Annotated in this window: 20 protein-coding genes; 10 read left to right on the forward strand and 10 right to left on the reverse strand. The window is 62.5% G+C overall.

Annotation, left to right across the window (positions count from 1 at the left end):
* Positions 1–66: 66 nt before the first annotated feature.
* Together PLD_RS05815 and PLD_RS05820 are read right to left on the reverse strand one after the other, a co-directional pair.
* Entirely contained in the window at positions 67–1,041 is a 975-nt protein-coding gene (locus PLD_RS05815) for a metallophosphoesterase (RefSeq protein WP_178116131.1), read from the reverse strand.
* Entirely contained in the window at positions 1,038–1,928 is an 891-nt protein-coding gene (locus PLD_RS05820; RefSeq protein WP_007920913.1) for an NAD(+) kinase, read from the reverse strand. Before PLD_RS05820 ends, PLD_RS05815 begins: the two co-directional genes overlap by 4 nt.
* Positions 1,929–2,090: 162 nt before the next feature.
* Here PLD_RS05820 and PLD_RS05825 point away from each other — a divergent pair, with 162 nt between their 5' ends.
* Positions 2,091–3,068, forward strand: a complete 978-nt coding sequence (locus PLD_RS05825) for a DUF1853 family protein (protein WP_178116124.1) — start codon at positions 2,091–2,093, stop codon at positions 3,066–3,068.
* Between the two features lie 194 nt (positions 3,069–3,262).
* Here the strand turns inward: PLD_RS05825 and PLD_RS05830 are convergent, their stop codons facing one another.
* The 3 genes from PLD_RS05830 to PLD_RS05840 all read right to left on the reverse strand — a co-directional run bounded on the left by PLD_RS05830 (position 3,263) and on the right by PLD_RS05840 (position 5,635).
* On the reverse strand, positions 3,263–4,549 hold the full coding sequence (locus tag PLD_RS05830) for an arsenic transporter (RefSeq protein ID WP_159890709.1): 1,287 nt from the start codon (positions 4,547–4,549) through the stop codon (positions 3,263–3,265).
* A 42-nt stretch (positions 4,550–4,591) separates the two neighbouring features.
* On the reverse strand, positions 4,592–4,939 hold the full coding sequence (locus PLD_RS05835; protein ID WP_159890711.1) for a metalloregulator ArsR/SmtB family transcription factor: 348 nt from the start codon (positions 4,937–4,939) through the stop codon (positions 4,592–4,594).
* A gap of 138 nt (positions 4,940–5,077) precedes the next feature.
* On the reverse strand, positions 5,078–5,635 hold the full coding sequence (locus PLD_RS05840; RefSeq protein ID WP_159890713.1) for an NADPH-dependent FMN reductase: 558 nt from the start codon (positions 5,633–5,635) through the stop codon (positions 5,078–5,080).
* Positions 5,636–5,850: 215 nt separating this feature from the next.
* Between PLD_RS05840 and PLD_RS05845 the strand changes: the two genes are divergently transcribed.
* Both PLD_RS05845 and PLD_RS05850 read left to right on the forward strand, forming a co-directional pair.
* Positions 5,851–6,087: a hypothetical protein gene (locus PLD_RS05845; protein WP_159890715.1), complete on the forward strand. Its 237-nt coding sequence runs from the start codon at positions 5,851–5,853 to the stop codon at positions 6,085–6,087.
* Between the two features lie 74 nt (positions 6,088–6,161).
* A complete protein-coding gene (locus PLD_RS05850; RefSeq protein ID WP_159890716.1) occupies positions 6,162–7,055 on the forward strand; it encodes a LysR family transcriptional regulator in 894 nt (297 codons plus the stop codon).
* Here PLD_RS05850 and PLD_RS05855 read toward each other — a convergent pair.
* The 3 genes from PLD_RS05855 to dnaQ all read right to left on the reverse strand — a co-directional run bounded on the left by PLD_RS05855 (position 7,052) and on the right by dnaQ (position 11,059).
* Complete coding sequence (locus PLD_RS05855; protein ID WP_159890718.1) at positions 7,052–7,639, reverse strand: GNAT family N-acetyltransferase; 588 nt, start codon at positions 7,637–7,639, stop codon at positions 7,052–7,054. The genes PLD_RS05850 and PLD_RS05855 overlap by 4 nt on opposite strands.
* A gap of 14 nt (positions 7,640–7,653) precedes the next feature.
* On the reverse strand, positions 7,654–9,909 hold the full coding sequence (locus PLD_RS05860; protein ID WP_159890720.1) for an arginine/lysine/ornithine decarboxylase: 2,256 nt from the start codon (positions 9,907–9,909) through the stop codon (positions 7,654–7,656).
* Between the two features lie 397 nt (positions 9,910–10,306).
* Positions 10,307–11,059 (reverse strand): DNA polymerase III subunit epsilon, encoded by a 753-nt coding sequence (gene dnaQ / locus PLD_RS05865; RefSeq protein ID WP_159890722.1) that lies wholly within the window; start codon positions 11,057–11,059, stop codon positions 10,307–10,309.
* 181 nt (positions 11,060–11,240) lie between these two features.
* Here dnaQ and PLD_RS05870 point away from each other — a divergent pair, with 181 nt between their 5' ends.
* Entirely contained in the window at positions 11,241–11,564 is a 324-nt protein-coding gene (locus tag PLD_RS05870) for a DUF2388 domain-containing protein (protein WP_159890724.1), read from the forward strand.
* 5 nt (positions 11,565–11,569) lie between these two features.
* On the opposite strand, the gene rnhA is transcribed toward PLD_RS05870, so the two are convergent.
* Entirely contained in the window at positions 11,570–12,019 is a 450-nt protein-coding gene (gene rnhA, locus PLD_RS05875) for a ribonuclease HI (RefSeq protein ID WP_159890726.1), read from the reverse strand.
* A 107-nt stretch (positions 12,020–12,126) separates the two neighbouring features.
* Positions 12,127–12,885 carry a class I SAM-dependent methyltransferase gene (locus tag PLD_RS05880; protein ID WP_159890728.1) on the reverse strand — a complete coding sequence of 253 codons (759 nt, stop codon included), beginning with the start codon at positions 12,883–12,885 and terminating at the stop codon, positions 12,127–12,129.
* Between the two features lie 65 nt (positions 12,886–12,950).
* Between PLD_RS05880 and gloB the strand changes: the two genes are divergently transcribed.
* The 6 genes from gloB (at position 12,951) to PLD_RS05910 (ending at position 21,102) form a co-directional block, all read left to right on the forward strand.
* The gene (gene gloB / locus PLD_RS05885) at positions 12,951–13,718 is read left to right on the forward strand and encodes a hydroxyacylglutathione hydrolase (protein WP_159890730.1); all 768 of its coding nucleotides are present in this window, start codon (positions 12,951–12,953) and stop codon (positions 13,716–13,718) included.
* 99 nt (positions 13,719–13,817) lie between these two features.
* Positions 13,818–15,227, forward strand: a complete 1,410-nt coding sequence (locus PLD_RS05890) for a transglycosylase SLT domain-containing protein (RefSeq protein WP_159890732.1) — start codon at positions 13,818–13,820, stop codon at positions 15,225–15,227.
* 99 nt (positions 15,228–15,326) lie between these two features.
* The gene (locus PLD_RS05895) at positions 15,327–17,156 is read left to right on the forward strand and encodes an extracellular solute-binding protein (RefSeq protein WP_159890734.1); all 1,830 of its coding nucleotides are present in this window, start codon (positions 15,327–15,329) and stop codon (positions 17,154–17,156) included.
* Complete coding sequence (locus tag PLD_RS05900; RefSeq protein ID WP_159890736.1) at positions 17,153–19,006, forward strand: extracellular solute-binding protein; 1,854 nt, start codon at positions 17,153–17,155, stop codon at positions 19,004–19,006. The genes PLD_RS05895 and PLD_RS05900 overlap by 4 nt, the downstream gene beginning before the upstream one ends.
* Position 19,007: 1 nt before the next feature.
* Entirely contained in the window at positions 19,008–20,081 is a 1,074-nt protein-coding gene (locus PLD_RS05905) for a microcin C ABC transporter permease YejB (RefSeq protein ID WP_159890738.1), read from the forward strand.
* A gap of 1 nt (position 20,082) precedes the next feature.
* On the forward strand, positions 20,083–21,102 hold the full coding sequence (locus tag PLD_RS05910) for an ABC transporter permease (RefSeq protein WP_159890740.1): 1,020 nt from the start codon (positions 20,083–20,085) through the stop codon (positions 21,100–21,102).
* Position 21,103 lies beyond the last annotated feature (1 nt).

Genomic DNA, 21,103 nt, shown 5'->3' on the forward strand with positions numbered 1-21,103 from the left:
TACTTCCTTTGACTGACAGATGCAATTTAAAACCCTGGCGAGAAGACCGCGGCCCGGTACAGAGGCTCATCGCACCACCTCCGGTCGCTCGACGTCGACCCAAACAAATTTATTCGGATCCAGGTGGGTTTCCTGGTCCAGGCGATAGGCGGCAAGCTTGCCGTAGAGCACCGCGCTGTAGTCCAGGCACGCCAGGTTGGGCCGGATCGGCGCCGGCTTGCCGCTGCGCCAGTAGTGGCCGACGAACAGCATCGGTTCGTCAGGGCCGTAGCGCAGCAGGCTGTTCTTCTGCGCCGGGGACAATGGCGTGCGCGCCACTGGATCGGGCAAGGCATCGGGCTGGAAGACGATGTCGCCGTAGGTCTGCGGGTCGTCTTCCCAGAACTTGGTGCGAAAGAACGCCCGGGTCAGGCCGTCACCGCTGGTCATGGTCAGGCCGTGGGGCAGGCGCATGTCGGTGCCGCGCAGCAGGCGATCGAAGGCGGTGCTGGCAAAACTGTCGGGCAGCGCCGAGGCCTGGAGGAACTCGCGGTCGATACAACCGTTGGGGTACTGCTGGCGCAGCGGGGCGATCAGGCCGGCATCCCAGCAGGCGTGCACCACGCGGAAACGCCCGGCATCGACGAACAGCGGCAGTTCATAGAACCATTCAAGGAAGTCGTGCCAGTCGCCAGGGTGGTGTTCGAACTGGGTCAGGGTTTCGTGGATCAGTCGGGCATGGCGCGGGGTGTGTTCGCGAACGAACTGCTTGCCGCTGCCTGCTGCGGCCGGCGTGCTCCAGCCCAGGGCATTGAACTCATGATTACCCATGATGCACAGCGCCTGGCCGGCCTCGACCATGTCGTGAACGATGTACAAGGACTCACGGATACGCGGGCCGCGGTCGATGATATCGCCGAGGAACACCGCCATGCGCGACGGGTGCCGCCAGACACCGCCCTGCTTGTGATAACCGAGCCGATCCAGCAGGTGCTCCAAGGTCAGGGCGCAACCGTGCACGTCACCGATCAGGTCGTAGCTACGCGCGGGATCGAGCATCAGTCGCCTCCACCGCCCAGTCGGCTGCCCCAGCCGAGTTTGGTCCGACAGACCTCGTAGTAGTTGTGGTCCAGCGGATGGATCAGGCGCAGCTTCTGCGCCTTCTTGCTGACCGTGATGGTGTCGCCCGGGGCACAGGTGAAGTGGTTCTGCCCGTCACAGGAGACTTGCGGATAGATCTGCATATCTTTGGACACGACGATTTTCAGCTCACTGTTGCCATCGACCACGATCGGCCTTCCAGACAAGGTATGGGGGTACATCGGCACAATCACAATGGCATCCAGCTTGGGATGCATGATCGGGCCGCCGGCGGACAGCGCGTAGGCCGTGGAACCGGTAGGCGTGGCGACGATCAGGCCGTCGGCCTTCTGGCTGCAGACGAACTGGCCGTCGATGTAGATCTCGAACTCGATCATCCGCGTCGACTTGCCCGGGTGCAGCACCACGTCGTTGAGCGCATCGCCCTGGCCGATGGCCTCGGCATGGCGACGGACTTCGGCCTGCAGCAGGAAGCGGTTTTCCACCAGATAGTGGCCGTCGAGCACTTCGGCAACCTTGACTTCCAGCTCATCGGGGCGGATGTCGGTGAGAAAGCCCAGGCTGCCGCGGTTGATCCCCAGCACCGGAATATTGTGCCGCGCCAGGGCCCGGGCGGCGCCCAGCAGGCTGCCGTCGCCGCCGACCACGATGACCATGTCGCAGACCTCGCCCAACAGCTTGCGCGAGGAGGTCTGCAGACCGTGGCCCGGCAGCACTTCGGCGATGGTGTCTTCAAGGATCACGTGCAGGTGGCGCGCCAGCAGAAACTTCTTCAGTCGGCGAACTGTGTCCAGCACCTGGGAACTGCCCAGGCGACCGATAATGCCGATATTGCGAAACTGCTCCATGGGGCTCCTGCGGAATTCGGGTACGGGCGAAACGGAGGATTATGGGCGAAACCCGGCGTTAGACAAAATCCTTTCAGCCACTGGTGCTTAGGAGCAGGCGACGCAACTGCGAGTGGCACGCATTTATCGCGAACGGCGCAGGTTTGCGTCTATGCTCGCAAGATGCTCCTGTTCCCGGATTTGCTCAGCCTCCCCCGCCAGTTGCGTCAACCTGAAGTCCGCGACCTCGCCTGGGTCATCCTCGCGCCGCCGATGCTCAGCCAGACGCCCTGGCCACAGCGCCACCCTCTGGCCGGCAGCGACTGGGTGCTGGCGCCACAACTGCTGGCCCACTGGCTGCGATGCCAGGATCTGGACAACCGCGCCTTGCGCCATTGGCTGAATCAGGGTCGGACCCGGCGCCTGGGCCTGTACTACGAACGCCTCTGGCAATTTGCCGTGCAGCATGCGCCGGGCGTGGAACTGCTGGCTGCCAACTTGCCGATCCGCCGTGGCGGCCAGACCCTGGGCGAGCTGGACATGCTGCTGCGCGACCGCGAAGGCGTGCATCACCTGGAGCTGGCGATCAAGCTCTACCTGGGCCCGCAGCACGGCAACGGCTGCGACAGCGCGCAATGGCTTGGCCCGGGCTGTCACGACCGCCTGGACCGCAAGCTGGCGCACCTGGACGAGCACCAACTGCCGATTTCCGCCCGCGCCGAAAGCCGCGAGGCCCTGGCGGCGCTGGATATCCAGCAGTTTCGCGCCCACCTGTGGCTGGGGGGCTACCTGCTCTACCCCTGGCCGGGCCACGCCGAACCGCCCGAAGGCGCCCATCCGCGACACTTGCGAGGGCGCTGGCTGCATCAACGGGACTGGCCGGCCTACCTGGCCCAGAGCGCCCCGGGGCGCTGGCAACCCCTGCCCCGCCACGCCTGGCTGGCTCCGGCCCGCTATCCGGTCGAACAAACCTGGACCGCCGGGCAACTGCAGCAATGGCTTGCCGAACTGGACGCCCAGGCCCCGGCGCAATTGCTGGTGCGCCTGGAGGAAACCGCCGAAGGGGACTGGGAAGAAGCCGAACGCCTGTTCCTGGTGGCCGATCTGTGGCCCAACGTCCCCGCGCCCCAGCCCCTCCCACCCAAAGACCAGCCTGCGTAGGCGCGGGCTTGCCAGCGAAAGCGCCCCCACAAACGGCGCAAGGCTAACGGGCCTCTTCGCCGGCAAGCCGGCACCCACGGCGGATGATCGCGCGCCCCCTGGTAGGATCTGGCTTGCCAGCGAAAGCGTCACCAGGAATGGTGCAGGGCTGCGGGCCTTTTGCCCGGCAAGCCAGCGCCGGCCGTGGGGTTTCGCTATTCCAGGGAAAGCCGCAACGCCAGGGCCACCAGGGTCAGCAGCAACACCGGCAGGGTCAGCACGATACCGACCCGAAAGTAATAGCCCCAGCCGATATGAATCCCCTTGCGCTCCAGCACATGCAGCCAGAGCAGGGTCGCCAGGCTGCCGATCGGGGTGATCTTCGGCCCCAGATCGCTGCCGATGACGTTGGCGTAGATCATCGCTTCCTTGACCACCCCGGTGGCTTGGCTGGCGTCGATGGACAAGGCGCCGATCAGCACCGTGGGCATGTTGTTCATCAACGACGACAGGCCCGCGGTCAACAGCCCCGTGCCCACGGCCGCCCCCCACACACCCCCCGCGGCAAAGGTATCGAGCCAGCCGGCCATGTAGTCGGTCAGGCCCGCGTTGCGCAAACCGTAAACCACAAGGTACATGCCTAAAGAGAAAACCACGACCTGCCATGGCGCCTCTTTGAGCACCTTGCGCGTGGAAATTCTATGACCGCGCGCGGCGATCGCCAGCAGCAGCGCGGCGCAGGATGCGGAAATCGCGCTGATGGGAATCCCCAGTGGCTCCAAGGCAAAACAGCCCAGCAACAGGATCAACAGCACCCACCAACCAGCGACGAAGGTCGCCCGGTCCCGGATCGCACTGCGAGGATCGGCCAACTGCAGCGGGTCGTAGCCTTCGGGGATATCTCGGCGGAAAAACCACAACAGCACCGCCAGGGTCGCGGCGACGCTCACCAGGTTAACCGGCAGCATCACCGCCGCATAACGGTTGAAGCCAATATTGAAGAAGTCCGCAGAAACGATATTCACCAGATTCGACACCACCAGCGGCAAGCTCGCCGTGTCGGCAATGAACCCTGCGCCCATGACAAAAGCCAGGGTTGTGGCCGCAGAGAATCGCAAGGCCAAGAGCATGGAAATGACAATCGGCGTCAGGATCAATGCCGCGCCATCGTTGGCGAACAGCGCCGACACCGAGGCGCCGAGCAGCACCATGAAGGCGAACAGCCGCCTGCCCCTGCCCCGCCCCCAGCGCGCCACATGCAGCGCCGCCCAGGCAAAGAACCCAGCCTCGTCCAGCAACAGACTGATGACGATCAGCGCCACGAAGGTGCCTGTGGCATTCCAGATGATCTGCCACACCACGGGAATATCAGCGAACTGCACCACCCCGCACGACAGGGCGAGGGCTGCCCCGAACAGGGCGCTCCAGCCAACGCCCAGGCCTTTGGGCTGCCAGATCACCAGACCGATGGTCAGCAAGAAGATCAAAACCGCAATCAGCATGAATCGCCGCCTTTCAATGACACACAGAGGAAAACCGCAACATCAGCAGCAGCGCAGCGGCCGATCGTGCATCCCTTGCAGGCGTTGCACATCGTCCATCAGCCACTGGCCGTTGGCCTGCGAAGTACTTTGCAGCAACTCGCTGATCCAGTTCGGCAGTTCGGGGTGTAAACGGTAGTAAATCCACTGCCCCTGACGGCGATCGAGCAACAGGCCGCAGCCACGCAACAGGGCCAAATGACGGGAAATCTTCGGTTGGCTCAGGTCAAGCGCGACAGTCAGCTCACAGACGCACAATTCCCCTTCCCGAGTCATCAACAGGGCAATGCGAGTGCGGGTTTCGTCGGCCAGGGCCTTGAACAGTTCGGCGGGATTGAGGAGAACAGGCACCAACAGCGCTCCGGAGAATGGAGCGGTGAATATATGGAAAATCGTATATCCGGTAAAGCAACGGCTTAGCCGACAGTTTCACTGCGGGCCCGCAACCGACCGCCGAACAGCAGCTCGGGCGGCCGGCAAGGCCGGGGGTCAGGCTTTTTTGTGCTGCTCGACCCATTGCCCATAGGCCGTGATGAAACCCTGCAGGAATGGTCGGGTCGCCTCCGACAACGCGCCTGACTCGTCGAATGCCGAGGCTGCGCCGCCCAGGTAGGCCTCGGGCTGTTGCATGCACGGCACATTGAGAAATACCAGGGACTGGCGCAGGTGATGGTTGGCGCCAAAACCGCCGATAGCCCCCGGAGACACGCTGATCACCGCCCCTGGCTTGCCGCTCCAGGCGCTCTTGCCGTAAGGCCGCGAACCGACGTCAATGGCGTTTTTCAGCGCCGCCGGAACCGAACGGTTGTATTCCGGCGTCACGAACAGCACCGCGTCGGCGGCAGCGATCTGTTCGCGGAAACGGCTATAGGCCGCCGGTGGTGTCACGTCGATGTCTTCGTTGTAGAGCGCCAGATCGCCGATCTCGACCATGCTCAACTGGAGATTGGCCGGCGCCAGCCCGACCAGGGCCAGGGCCACCTTACGGTTCAGGGATTGCTTTCTCAGACTGCCGACCAGTACTGCAACCTTGTAGACGTTGCTCATTGAAGTGCCCAACCATTGGCGTAAAGGAGCTGCTAGTTATAGATGAGCCTGGGGCCTGTCTGCCACCTTGCCAAGGTATTTGCAGCGATAAACCGCCCACGGGCGCCCCAGCATCGCCGTCGCGGATTATTTTTTTCGCCGGACAAAACTAACCTGGCTTGCGCCGGGTCTACAGCACCGAAATTCGTGTGTTTTATCTCCAGAGGCGCTAAAAAATGGCAGCAGTACTTGTCGGACAATTCCACGCAAGAGATGCCGAGGGACGGGTGTACTCAGTGCACGAATTCCAGGAATCCATGCCTACGCTGGAAGGCGCGGCCGGCTTGGAGCCCGTCACCACCTACCGCCTGGCCATTGGCGACCGGGTCAAGAAGCTCGATGACAATCAATTCCTGCTGGTGCAATCGGACGTCACCATCGTGCGGGAGCCGGAAACCTATGTCAGTGAGTGATCATGCCCGCCGGCCCGGACTTGGGGTAGGATTCAACGCCTGATGCCCCAACCGGCTGGACATGGACTTCAAGCATGCGTTTACGCCATATCGAAGTGATTCAGGCGCTCTTGCAAACCGCTCACCTGGGAACCGCCGCCGAATGGCTGCAACTGTCGGTGGCGGAAGTGGAAGCCTTGCTGCGCGATGCCGAAAGCCAGTTGGGATTCATGCTCTTTGCCAGCGTCCGCGGGCGTTTGCAGGCCACCCGCGAAGCCCGGGAGCTGCAACCTGCAATCACTCGGGTGTATGACGCCCTCGAACCCGTGCAGCGACTGGCCGACAGCCTGAGGTTTCACCAGGCTCCACCGCTGCGCATTGTCGGCACCCCGCCCCTGGTGCAACAACTGCTGCCCCACTGCGTCGCCGCCCTGCGCCGGCGATTTGCCGACACTCCGTGCAGCCTTCTCAGCCAGAGCACCCGAACCATGGTCGACAGCCTGCTGCTGCGTGACTGTGACCTCGGACTGAGCCTGCACGACCCTGAACACCCTGACATCCATAGTCAGCCACTGGCTGAGGGCAAGTTGTTCCTGCTGGCCCCCCACGGCTGGCTGCAGCCCAAGCAGAAATACGTGGCCCTGCAGGACTTGGCCGGCCAAGCGATGGTCGGCCTCGAAGGCCACGACCCGCTGAGCGTCATCCTCGCCAGCAAGCTGCAGAACCTGCGCCCAAGCCCGGTGATCCAGACCCGGGTGCAGACCTATCAGATGATGCGCAGCCTGGTGGAAGCCGGCGAAGGACTGGCCATCGTCGACCCGTTCACCGCTGTCGGCGCCCGCTGCGCGGGGCTCGATGTATGCCCGCTGTCGCCGCCAATCACCGTCACGCTATACGCCTTGCGCCGCCAAGGCAGCGACAGCTCGCCGCTGCTCAGCGCGCTGCTGGAGTTGCTGACCGAGCAGGCCGAGGCGCTGCTGGCAGGTTAAACCGTTGGCGCCTGTGGCTCATCGGCAAACAACCGATACCAAAAAATCGCCACTTCGGCGGTCTGCGCATCAATGCCGCGATAACGCAGGTGATCCACACCGCCCACCACATAACCGCAGCGCTCATACAGACGACAAGCCCCCAGGTTGTTGTTCTGGGTTTCCAGCATCAGCCCCGGCAACTGCTTCTTGCGACTCCAGAACTGCGCCACCTCCAACAATGCCCGGGCCACGCCATGACGGCGCGCCGGCCCATGCACCGCCAACTCATCAACGTGCCCGTAGCCATTCCAATTGGTGCTGACCACCACATGCCCCACTGGCTGGTCGTCCAGATAGGCCATGAAAATCTCGCTGTCGGGTGCGTTGCGGTAGTGACTGAACTCCTGCGGGTCGATGCCATAGCATTTGCGATAAGGCACGACGGTGCGCAACGGCCAGTCCGCCACTGGCACGCCGCACGCGGCCTGGGCGTAGGCGCGTACCTCAAAACTGAAATCGCTGCCCCAGACATAACTGGCGAAGCCTTCGTCGGCAACACGGATCGCCAGCCCCGGGTACTTGGGATTCACTGCCGGCTGCATGGCGGGAAAATTCCTCATGCCTTGATGCAATCGACGGTGTACTGCCGTCCATCGCCCTGATCGTTATGTTGCAGGCCATGCACATCCGCAACGAAGCCCGGAAAACTGTGGTCGAAAGCCCGGGCAAACGCCAGGTAGTCGATGATTGAACCAGTAGCCTCGGTAAAGCGCTCGCCGGGCATGATCAGCGGAATACCCGGCGGGTATGGCACCAGCATCACTGCGGCGATGCGCCCTTGCAGTTGATCGATGGAAACCGCTTCGACTTCACCACGCACCAGATGGTCATAGGCATCGGCGGGCTTGATAGCCACTGGCGGCAACACCGTGTACATCCGCTTGAGGTGCTTGGCCGTGGCGTTGCTGCGGTAGCAGGCGTGCAACTGGTCGCACAGATCCTGCAAGCCCATGCCCTGATAGCGCTGCGGGTCCTGGCTGGCGACGCTGGGCAGGCAACTGGCGAGGCTGACATTGGCGTCATAGTTGCGCTTGAACTCCAGCAGCTCGGTGAGCAGCGTGCTCCATTTGCCCTTGGTGATGCCCATGGAGAACAGCACCAGGAACGAATAGAGCCCGGTCTTCTCCACCACCAGCCCGCGCTCCCAGAGGAACTTGCTGACCACTGCCGCGGGAATCCCGTGCTCACTCAAGGCTCCGCCCGCGGTGAGCCCTGGCATCACCAGCGTGACCTTGATCGGGTCCAGCAGCACGTAGTCATCGGTGACCGCGGCGAAACCGTGCCACTCGCCTTCGGGCTCCAGCAGCCAGTCGCCGGTGCGCACCTGATCGATGCCTTCGACGCGTTCCGGCTGCCAGATCGAGAACCACCAGTCATCGGCGGCGATGTGCTGCCGCAGGTTGGCCAGGGCGCGGCGAAAGCTCAGGGCCTCGTCGAACATTTCCTGCAGCAGCGAGCGCCCCGCCGGCCCCTCCATCATCGCCGAGGCCACATCCAGCGAAGCAATGATGCTGTACTGCGGTGAGGTGGAGATATGCATCATGAACGCTTCGTTGAAACGATCCCGATCCAGTTGTCGGGCACCGCCATCCTGCACATGGATCATCGACGCCTGACTGAAAGCCGCCAGCAGTTTGTGCGTGGAGTGGGTGGTGAACACCAGGGGACTGTCAGCGGAGCGCGAGGTGCCCATACCGTAACGTCCGGCGAAGAATTCGTGGAAGGCGGCATAGGCATACCAGGCCTCGTCGAAGTGCAACACTTCGACACTGTTGCCCAGGCTCTGCTTGATCAGCTCGGCGTTGTAGCACAGGCCGTCATAGGTGGAATTGGTGACCACCGCCAGCTTGACCCTGGGCGACCGGCCACGGGTCAGCGGGCTGGCATCGATCTTGGCCTGGATCGACTCGGGGCTGAATTCGCTCAAGGGAATTGGCCCGATGATCCCCAGCTCGTTGCGTTCCGGGCACAGGTACAGGGGAATGGCCCCTGTCATGATGATCGAATGCAGCACCGACTTGTGGCAGTTGCGGTCCACCAGCACCAGATCGTCGCGACCGACCATGGAATGCCAGACGATCTTGTTGGCGGTGGAGGTGCCGTTGATCACGAAAAAGGTGTGATCGGCGCCGAAATTGCGCGCCGCCCGCGCCTCGGCTTCCGCCAGGGGCCCGGTGTGATCCAGCAGCGAGCCCAGTTCCGGCACCGACACCGACAGATCGGAACGCAGGGTGTTCTCCCCGAAGAACTGGTGGAACGCCTGGCCCACCGGGCTCTTGCGATAGGCCACGCCACCGCCGTGCCCAGGGGTATGCCAGGAGTAGTTGGAGTCGGCGGTGTGCTGCACCAGGGCCTTGAAAAAAGGCGGCAGCAGGCCATCCAGGTAATTGCGTGCGGCCCGGGCCACCTGCCGGGCCAGGAACGGCACCGTGTCCTCGAACAGGTAAAGGATGCCCCGTAGCTGGTTGAGCTCGCTCATCGCGTCGGCGGGGGCGTTCTCCAGAGTCATCTGCTCCCCCAGGGCGAAGATCGGCAGCAGCGGCGCCCGCACCCGGGCCAAGCGGATCAGCTCCACCATGTTCTGCAGCAGATGGGTGTTCTCCCCCGCCCCCTCAGCGGCGATCAACATGCAGGCCAGGCCATGATGGGTAGAGGCCACCAAGCGCCCTTCGGCGTAGTTCACCGCGCAGAAGATACTGAAGCCGTCCTTCTCCAGCTCCCGGGCGATACCCCGCACCCGATCCCCGGCCACCGTATCGGCCTTGATATCGCGGTGCACGATCAGGATCGGAAACTGCAGGTCTTTGTACATGGGGCTGGACATCCTGAGACGGCGGGTCTGCCCCGCCAATCAACTCAGGGTAGAAGCTCCGGGCGCCTTGTGTCACCCCGGCCAGGAACCGGGTGTAACAAAACGTCGCACTGGAACAATTGCCAGCCAGCTCCCAACCACACCCAGCCACGCGGCAATCACACACCAACCACGCGGCAACCACGGCTGTAGCCGCTGCTGAGCCCGCGAAGCTGCGAAAAGGCCCGCAGGGCCTTGCCTGGCGATCGCCCTACAGAGCGCTGCCGCCCTCTATATCGCTGCGCTTCCTACGGAGCCGTTCGAGCCTGCCGAAGCGGCAGCGGCTAGAGGGCCGCAGGAGCAAAGGACTACAGGGGCCCTGCGGCCACAGAACCAAAGGGCCGCAGGCAACAATGGCTTACTGCTGGGCTTCGAGCAATTGGGTCCAGAGTGCCGGGCCACCGGCTGATTTGGCGATGATTTCCAGACGTGCCTGGTGCTCGGCCAATTCGGCCTCGCTGGCCTGGATGATCCGCCCCCGTGGACGATCGGCCGACAAGCGGCGGATTTCCGTGGCGCGGTTGCCCGAACCCTCGCCGGAGCCATTGCCGTCCGAAGCATTGCCCGCCAGGGACAGACTGGTCTGGCCACCGGTCATGGTCAGGTAGACGTCGGCCAGGATCTCCGAGTCGAGCAAGGCGCCGTGCAGTTCACGCCCGGAGTTGTCGACGCCATAGCGCTTACACAGGGCATCGAGGCTGTTGCGCTGGCCCGGGTGACGCTCACGAGCCATCAGCAAGGTATCGAGGATGCTGCAGTGCTGGGTGATATCGGCCCGCTCGTGCTGACCCATCAAGGCGAATTCGTTGTTGATGAAGCCAACGTCGAACGCCGCGTTATGGATGATCAGCTGCGCGCCCTTGATGAAGTCGAAGAATTCATCGGCGACTTCAGCGAATCGCGGCTTGCCCACCAAAAATTCGTTGGTAATGCCGTGGACGCCAATCGCGCCCTCATCGCTTTCGCGATCCGGTTGCAGGTAGACGTGAAAATGCCGCCCGGTCAGGCGCCGACCGAGCAATTCGACGCAACCGATTTCAATGATCCGGTGGCCATCGGTCACCGGCATACCGGTGGTTTCGGTATCGAGTACAACAGATCTGTTGGCCATCAGTGGTCCGTTCTCAATCTGGCAAAGGGCGCGATTTTAGCATGCCCGGCCCAGGGACAGCGCGCCGCTGGAAACAGGCCGCTGCCGCGATCTTTTTAACAGTTATTCGCAAAGCTGATGAGGTTCGCCCAAGGCTCGGCTGCTAGGGTGCCGCCGATCTTTGCCATGGAAACTCGCGGTCATGAAAACTCTCCGACGCCGCCTGCAAAACCTGCTGTTCATCGCTCTATTCAGCAGCCCCTGCCATGCCACCAGCCTGGTGATCCGCACCGACCTCAGCATGAGCGGACTGCTGACCAGCAGCGAAGGCACGGCCAAGATCAGCAGTTCGTTCAAGGATCACAAGGTTGTCCTCAAAGCTCGCAGCGACGCTGCGGCCTTCGTCGCCAGCGACGGCGTGATTCGCGGGGTGCGACTGGAGTCGGCGTTGCAACACATGCGCCGGGTACTGCACAACCCGCCTTACAGCGACGAACAACTGGCGGCGGCGATTCTCACCCTGTAACGCCCTCAGCCCTTGTAGCCACGCACCTCGTCCACGCCACGGTTGGCCAACTGGTCAGCCCGCTCGTTGCCGTGGTGACCGGTGTGGCCACGTACCCATTTCCAGGTGACGTTGTGGCGGTTGACCTGTTCGTCCAACTGCTGCCAAAGGTCGGCGTTTTTCACCGGTTCCTTGGCGGCGGTTTTCCAGCCGCGCTTTTTCCAGTTGGCCATCCATTCGTTGATGCCCTTCATCACGTACTGCGAGTCGGTGACCAGCAGCACGTCGCACTGACGCTTGAGCTCTTCCAGGCCACGAATCGCCGCCAAGAGTTCCATGCGATTGTTGGTGGTGTTGGCTTCACCGCCCCAGAGTTCCTTCTCGACGCCCTTGCATACCAGCAACGCCCCCCAGCCACCGGGACCGGGATTGCCCTTACAGGCACCGTCGGTAAAGATTTCTACGCTATCGCTCATCCACGCCTTCCATCAAAAATGTGCCATTGGCCTGCCGAACGCCGTCGACAATGCCCTGGGCCGAGCCAGCTCGGCCGAATCTATATAAAGAGGGGTTCGTCAGGTCATCAAGACTCGCTGTTACGGCGATTGACCTTGGCCATGGGCAACGGCACCAGCTTACCCATCGGCTCGCGCCGGACCTGGCGCACCGGCCGCAGGCCCACGGCGATCTTGCGTGCCACCAACAGGTAGAAACCGCCCCCGGACAGTTGCCACTGCCCGGCCTTGCGCTCCCACCCCGCCAGCCGCGCCTGCCAGGCAGGCGACGCAAGCGGCGGACGATAGCACCCGAAGCGGCGTTTCTCCAGTGCGAAGCCCAGCAGGTTGAGCCAGTCGCCGACCCGCGACGGCGAGATGCAACGAGCCTGGCGCAAGGCGTCATGGGCGAACAGGTGACGCAAGCCCCAGGTGCTCCAGGGGTTGATACCGATAATCAACAAATGACCACCGGGGCGAACACTGCTCGCCGCCTCGCGCAGCAGCCCATGGGGCGACAGGCAGAAATCCAGGCCATGTTGCAGCACCACCACATCGGCGGCGTGCTCGCTCAGCGGCCAGGCTTGCTCCTCACAAACGATCTCCACACCAGGCAGCGGTGCCCCCAGGCGCACGTTGCGCTGCACCTGCGGCGCCGGTGGCGGGGGCTGCGCCGACGGCCCGTAGTGCACCAGATAACCGCCGAAGAACCGCTCCAGCTCCTCTTCGAGCATGCGCCGCTCTTCATCCAGCAAAAATTGCCCAAGGGGACCGGACAACCAGTCCCTGGCCGCACTGATCAGGGCCAGCCAGTCGGGATCTGCCTGAGCGAAGGCTTTATCGGTCATTGCATTCTCCAACACGCCAAGAAGCACTAAGATGCGCCAATGTTTTCCGCTTGGCGAATCCGAAGATGATACAGATCAGTGCCCTGCCCGCCTTCACCGACAACTACATCTGGTTGTTGCAAGATCACCGCAGCCAACGTTGCGCAGTCGTCGATCCTGGTGATGCGGCGCCGGTACTGGCCTGGCTGGAACAGCATCCGGGCTGGAACCTCAGCGACATCCTGATCACCCACCACCACCACGACCACGTCGGCGGCGTTGAGCGCCTCAAGCAACACAGCGGCGCAACCGTCCACGGCCCCGCCCAAGAGCGGATTCCCGGGCGCGATGTGGCCCTGGGAGACAATGATCGGGCCAATATCCTGGACTGGGACTTCGAGGTGCTTGCCGTGCCCGGCCATACTCTGGGGCACATCGCCTATTACCACCACGGTTTGCTGTTCTGTGGCGACACCTTGTTCGGCGCCGGTTGCGGGCGTTTGTTCGAAGGCACCCCGGAGCAGATGCACCAGTCCCTCGGCCGCCTCGCCGCGCTGCCGGATGACACCCTGGTCTATTGCACCCATGAATACACCCTGAGCAACCTGCGCTTTGCCCAGGCGGTGGAACCGGCCAATGCGGACATCGCCCAGCGCCTGCAGAAAGTCACGCAACTGCGCGAGCAGGGCCGCATGACCCTGCCATCGACCTTGGCCCTGGAAAAACTCACCAACCCGTTTCTGCGCACCGGTGAAACATCCGTTAAACAAAAAGTGGACGAACGGAATGGCCAGGATCACCCGTCGCAGAGTGCGGTTTTTGCGGCCCTGAGGGCATGGAAAGATAAGTTCTAAGCAGGCCGCGCGCTGGTACAAAAATTCTGAATGGTTGACCGCACCCCAGGTGCTTTCTAGAATCGCCCGACATTTTTGCCCGGAACTTACTTCCAGCCAATGTCGTCATCTATTCGTTATTCCATCAGTTCAGACGCATTGACGCGGTTGGCCCAGGCCATCGCGGTAGCTGTGTCAGCGACGCTTGCGGGCTGCCAAAGCAGCGGCCATGTCCCGCAGAACGACACGACACACACTCCCAATTTCAACGCCCGCATCAAGCAAAAACCCATCTGGCTGAGCGCCAAGCCAAGCCCGCAAGTGCCCCAGGATGTCTGGGAGCGCATGCGCCAAGGGTTCCAATTGCAAGAAGCCTCGGGCGTTAACCCGCGTATCGAACAGCAACGCCTGTGGTTCGCCAGCAACCCCTCCTTTCTGGAAAACGCCGGCGAACGCGGCAGCCTCTATATCCACTACATCGTCGAGCGTCTTGAAGAGCGCAACATGCCGCTGGAACTGGCCCTGCTGCCCGTGATCGAAAGCGCCTACAACCCGATGGCCTATTCACGCGCCAACGCAGTGGGCCTTTGGCAGTTCGTTCCAGCCACCGGCCGTTACTTCAACTTGCGCCAGACCCGCTTCTACGATGGCCGGCGCGACATCACTGCATCGACCACCGCAGCCCTGGATTACCTGACCCGCCTGCACGATATGTTCAACGGTGACTGGCTGCTCGCGCTGGCCGCCTACAACGCCGGGGAAGGCACCGTAAGCCGGGCTATCGAACGCAATGAAAAGCTAGGCCTGCCCACCGACTACTGGAACCTGACGCTGCCGTCTGAAACCCAGGCCTACGTCCCCAAGCTGCTGGCCCTGTCGCAGGTGGTGCTGACTCCACAAGCCTATGGCGTCAATCTCAACCCGATTGCTAACGAGCCTTACTTCCAGGTGGTGGAAATCAACCAGCGCATGGACCTGTCCAAGGTCGCGGCGGTGGCGAACATCGATGAGGACGAGCTGTTCCAGCTCAACCCGGCATTCAAGCAACGCACCACCATCGATGGCCCGCAACACCTGTTGGTACCAACGGCCAAGGCTGAACTGCTGACCGCCAGCCTGTCGACCATGAAACCCGAGGAACTGATCAGCAAGCGCTCCCTCAAACCGGTATTCGACCGCGATGAAGGCCGCGATTCGCTACGTCACAAACGCACGTATCGGGTCAAGAGCGGCGACAACCTGACCCTGATCGCCAAGGCCAACAAGGTCAAGGTTCAGGATCTGCAGCGCTGGAACAAGCTCAGTGGTAAAAACCTCAAGGTCGGTCAGACCCTGGTCATGCAAGACACGCGCAAGCGGGCCGGCAAGGGTAAAAACAAGCCGACTCAATACAAGGTCAAACGAGGCGATTCGCTGTACATGGTGGCCAAGCGCTTCAATGTTGAGATGCAACACCTCAAGCGTTGGAATCCTCGTGCATCGAAAGCCCTCAAGCCAGGCCAGATGCTGACGGTCTACCTGCCGCACTGATCAAACCAGCAGGAAAAAAAGCGCGCTTTTTCCTGCTGATACAAGCTGTTACTGTACGGAGCATTAAGCCCAAGCCGCCTGGATCGGATCTCTGACTCGATGCGTCCCCTCCTTCTGCTCTTCATCAGTCTGGCCTTGAGCTTTCCCGCACGCGCAACGATCACCGAAAGCCATGGTTATGCGCAGTTTGGCACGCTCAAGTACCCAGCCAAATTCACCCACTTCGACTGGGTCAATCCCGCGGCGCCCAAAGGCGGCACCTTGCGGCTCATGGCCTTTGGCACCTTCGATACGCTCAACCCCTACACCTTCAAGGGCACCAGCCCGGTCGCCACGCCGAACTTCCTGCAATACGGGGTCAACGAACTCAACGAACCACTGATGGTGGGCACTGGCCTCTACGCGCCCTCCGGTGACGAGCCCACCTCTAGCTACGGCCTGATCGCCCGCTCGGTGGAGTACAGCGAAGACCGCAGTTGGGTGGTGTTCAACCTGCGCCCCGAGGCACGGTTTCACGACGGCAAGCCGATCACCGCCTACGACGTGGCATTTTCCTACCGCCTGCTGCTCAAGGAAGGCCACCCGCAGTACCGCACCAATCTGCAGGAAGTACAGCGGGTAGATATCCTGGGGCCGCAGCGCATCCGCTTCGTGTTCAAGCGCGCCGGCAACCCCTTGCTGATCCTGCGCCTGGGTGAGCTGCCGGTGCTGCCCCAGCACTACTGGAAAGGCCGCGACTTCAAGGCCACCACCTTTACCCCGCCCCTGGGCAGCGGTCCCTACCGCATCAGCAACGTGCAACCCGGTCGCCAACTGGTGTTCGAGCGCGTCAAGGACTACTGGGGCAAGAACTTGCCGGTCAACCGCGGCTTCAACAATTTTAATCGGGTCGAAGTGGAGTTCTACCGCGACAGCGACGTGGCCTTCGAAGCCTTCAAGGCCGGAGAGTTCGACATCTATATCGAGCACCAGGCCAAGAACTGGGCCAACGGCTACAACTTTCCCGCGGTCAATCGCGGCGATGTGATCAAGGCACAGCTGGCCCACCAGATTCCCACCCAGACCCAGGGTCTGTTCATGAACACCCGGCGCAGCACCTTCGCCGACGTGCGGGTACGTCAAGCCCTGGGGCTGATGTTCGACTTCGAGTGGACCAACCGCAGCCTGTTCAGCGGTGCCTACCAGCGCGCCCTGAGCTACTACCCCAACAGCGAGTTTTCCGCCACGGGCGTGCCCAAGGGCCACGAATGGCTGCTGCTTTCGCCCTACCGCGAGCAGTTGCCGGCGCGCCTGTTTACCCAAGCCTTCAGCCTGCCCCGCACCGAGGGCCGCGGCATCCCCCGCGATACCTTGCGCCAGGCCCTGGGCCTGTTGGCCGACGCGGGCTGGACACTCAACGGCCAACGCTTGCAGAACAGCGCCGGACAACCGCTGCGCTTCGAACTGATGCTGGTCAACCCCAACCTGGAGCGGATTCTCCAACCCTACGTGGAGAACCTGGCGAGCATCGGCATCGACGCGCGCCTGCGCACGGTGGACAGGGCGCAATACAAGCAGCGCCTGGATCAGTTCGATTTCGACATGATCCTCATGACCCTCAACCAGACCCTGAGCCCAGGCCTGGAGCAATGGCAGTACTTCCACTCCAGCCAGGTCTCGGTCAAGGGCAGCAAGAACTACGCAGGCATCAACAACCCGATTGTCGACCACCTGCTGGAGCAACTGCTGGCCGCCCAGAGCCGCGACGACCAATTGGCCGCGGGCCGGGCGCTGGACCGAGTGCTGCTGTGGCAGCACTACATGATTCCCAACTGGTACCTCAACTATCACCGACTGGCGTACCGCAACCGGTTCGCCTTCGTCACCACTGCGCCCTACGACCTGGGTCTCAGGGCCTGGTGGCTGAAGTCCTTGGAGCCCCCCCTATGATGCCTCTGCGTGCCCTGTTGCTGCGCACCAGCGGCTTGTTGTTCGGCGCCATCGCCTGCTGTGCCCAGGCCGCGCCGCAACATGCCCTGACCCTGTATGGCGAAGCGCCAAAATACCCGGCGAACTTCCAGCACTTCGACTTCGTCAACCCCAAGGCGCCCAAGGGCGGCACCTTCCGCATGGCCGGTTTCGGCAGTTTCGATAGCCTCAATCCCTTTATCAGCAAGGGCGTGCCGGAAACCAACATCGGCCTGATCTACGACACGCTGATGTACCAGAGCCTGGATGAACCCTTCACCGAGTACGGTCTGGTGGCCGGCAAGATCGAGAAAGCCCCGGACAACAGCTGGGTACGCTTTTACCTACGCCCCGAGGCCCGCTTCAATGACGGCCAGCCAATTCGTGCCGAAGACGTGGTATTCAGTTTCCAGACCTTGATGAGCGCCGGCTCGCCGCTGTACCGCGGTTACTACGCCGACGTCGACCAGGTGATCGCCGAAGACCCACTGCGGGTACGGTTCAAGTTCAAGCACAGCAACAACCGCGAGCTGCCGCTGATCCTCGGCCAACTGACGGTCCTGCCCAAGCACTGGTGGCAACACCGCGACTTCGCCAAGAGCAATCTGGACGTGCCGCTGGGTAGCGGCCCCTACCGAGTGACCGAAGTCAAGGCTGGGCGCTCGATCCGCTACGAGCGGGTCAAGGACTATTGGGCCCGCGACCTACCGGTGAACCGCGGTTTCTACAATTTCGACGTGATCACCAGCGACTACTATCGCGACAACACCGTGGCCCTGGAGGGCCTCAAGGCCGGCCAGTTCGACTACTGGCTGGAGATGAGCGCAAAGAATTGGGCCAACGCCTACAACACCCCGGCGGTGGCCGAGGGTCGGTTGATCAAGGAACAGATCGCCAACGGCAACCCCACCGGCATGCAGGGCTTTGTATTCAACACTCGGCGGCCGATGTTCCAGGACGTGCGCGTGCGCCATGCCCTAAGCCTGTTGCTGGACTTCGAGTGGAGCAACAAGCAGCTGTTCAATGGCGCCTACACCCGTACCCGCAGCTATTTCGAAAACTCGGAAATGGCCGCTACCGGCCTGCCCGGCCCCGAAGAGTTGGCCATCCTCGAACCGCTGCGAGGCATGATCCCCGAGCAGGTGTTCAGCCAAGCCTTTGCCCCTGCGTTATGCGACGGCAGCGGGATGATCCGAGCCCAACAGCGCCAGGCCTACCAACTGCTGCAAGAGGCCGGCTGGCATATCGTCGACGACAAGATGGTGGACGCCCAGGGCAAGCCGCTGGTGATCGAATTCCTCCTGGCACAGACCGAGTTCGAGCGGGTGCTGCTGCCATTCAAGCGCAACCTGGCCGACCTGGGCATCGACCTGGTGATCCGCCGGGTCGACGTGTCCCAGTACATCACCCGGGTGCGCTCCCGGGACTTCGACATGATCGTCGGCAGCTTCCCCCAGTCCAATTCCCCGGGCAACGAACAGCGCGAGTTCTGGATGTCCTCCAGTGCCGACAAGCCCGGCAGCCGCAATTACATCGGCCTCAAGGACCCGGCTATCGACAACCTGGTGGAAAGCCTGATCAACGCTGACTCGCGCGCTAGCCTGGTGGCCCACACCCGAGCCCTGGACCGAGTCCTGCAATGGGGCTATTACGTGATCCCCAACTGGCATATCAAGACCTGGCGCGTGGCCTATTGGGACCATATCGGCCACCCGCGAATGGCGCCCAAATACGACATCGGCATCAACACCTGGTGGATCAAGCCCGACGCCAAGCCCGCCGTAGAAGCGGCGCCAGACAACCAGGCGGCCACGGCCGGCACGGGGCACTGAGATGCTGGCCTATATTTTTCGACGACTGTTGCTGATCATCCCCACCCTGCTGGGCATCTTGCTGATCAACTTCGTGATCATCCAGGCCGCGCCCGGCGGCCCGGTAGAGCAGATGATCGCCAAACTCGAAGGCTTCGAAGGCGCCACCAGCCGCATCGCCGGTGGCGGCGCCGAGGTATCCGTAGCCGGTTCCAACTACCGTGGCGCACAGGGCCTGGACCCGGCCCTGATCAAAGAAATCGAGCATATGTACGGCTTCGACAAATCGGCGCCGGAACGTCTGTGGATCATGATCAAGAACTACGCCACCCTGGATTTCGGCAACAGTTTTTTCCGCGACGCCAAAGTCGTGGACCTGATCAAGGAAAAGCTGCCGGTGTCGATCTCCCTGGGGCTGTGGAGCACCTTGATCATGTACCTGGTATCGATCCCCCTGGGGATCGCCAAAGCCACCCGGCACGGCAGCCAGTTCGACATCTGGACCAGCTCGGCGATCATCGTCGGCTATGCGATCCCGGCGTTCCTGTTCGCCATCCTGCTGATCGTGGTGTTTGCCGGCGGCAGCTACTTCAACTGGTTCCCCTTGCGCGGCCTGACCTCCAACGACTTCGATCAACTGAGCGTCACCGGCAAGATCCTCGACTATTTCTGGCACCTGGCGCTGCCGGTCACGGCCCTGGTAATCGGGAACTTTGCCACCATGACCCTGCTGACCAAGAACAGTTTCCTCGATGAGATCAACAAGCAATACGTGATCACCGCCAAGGCCAAGGGCCTGACCCAGCGCCGGGTGCTCTACGGCCACGTGTTCCGCAACGCCATGCTGCTGGTGATCGCAGGTTTCCCCTCGGCCTTCATCGGCATTTTCTTCACCGGCTCGTTGCTGGTGGAAGTGATCTTCTCCCTCGACGGCCTCGGCCTGATGAGCTTCGAGGCGGCGATCAACCGCGACTACCCGGTGGTGTTCGGCACCCTGTTCATCTTCACCCTGCTGGGTTTGGTGGTGAAACTGATCGGCGACCTGACCTACAACCTGGTGGACCCACGCATCGACTTCGACAGCCGGGAGCATTGAGATGAACCTGTCCCCCCTCAATCGCCGGCGCTTCGAACGCTTCAAGGCCAACAAGCGCGGCTGGTGGTCGCTGTGGTTGTTTTTGGTGCTGTTCATCCTCAGCCTGGGCGCCGAACTGATCGCCAACGACAAGCCGCTGGTGGTGCACTACGAGGGCGGCTGGTACTTCCCGGCCCTCAAGCGCTACCCGGAAACCACCTTCGGCGGCGAGTTCCCCCTGGAGGCCAACTACAAGAGCCCCTACATCCGCGAACTGCTGGCAGACAAAAACGCCTGGGTGCTGTGGGCGCCCATTCCGTTCAGCTACCAGAGCATCAACTACGACCTGCAGGTCCCGGCCCCGGCACCGCCCTCGGCGGACAACCTGCTGGGCACCGACGACCAAGGCCGCGACGTGCTGGCCCGGGTCATCTATGGCTTTCGCATCTCGGTGCTGTTCGCCCTGACCCTGACCCTCCTCAGCTCCGTCATCGGGGTTGCCGCCGGCGCCCTGCAAGGGTTCTACGGCGGCTGGGTGGACCTGGTGGGGCAGCGCTTCCTGGAGATCTGGTCGGGGCTGCCGGTGCTCTACCTGCTGATCATCCTCGCCAGCTTCGTGCAGCCCAACTTCTGGTGGTTGCTGGGGATCATGCTGCTGTTTTCCTGGATGAGCCTGGTGGACGTGGTGCGTGCCGAGTTCCTGCGCGGACGCAACCTGGAATACGTGCGCGCGGCCCGGGCCCTGGGCATGCAGAATGGCGCCATCATGTTCCGCCACATCCTGCCCAACGCCATGGTCTCGACCATGACCTTCATGCCCTTCATCCTCACCGGCGCCATCGGCACCCTCACCGCCCTGGACTTCCTCGGCTTCGGCCTGCCGCCGGGGGCGCCCTCTCTCGGCGAGCTGGTGGCCCAGGGCAAGTCCAACCTGCAAGCGCCCTGGCTGGGGGTCAGTGCCTTTGCCGTGCTGGCGATCATGCTCAGCCTGCTGGTGTTTATCGGCGAATCCGCCCGCGATGCCTTCGACCCGAGGAAATGAC

The organism is Pseudomonas sp. LD120 (genome assembly GCF_009861525.1).
In the GTDB taxonomy this organism is placed as follows: domain Bacteria; phylum Pseudomonadota; class Gammaproteobacteria; order Pseudomonadales; family Pseudomonadaceae; genus Aquipseudomonas.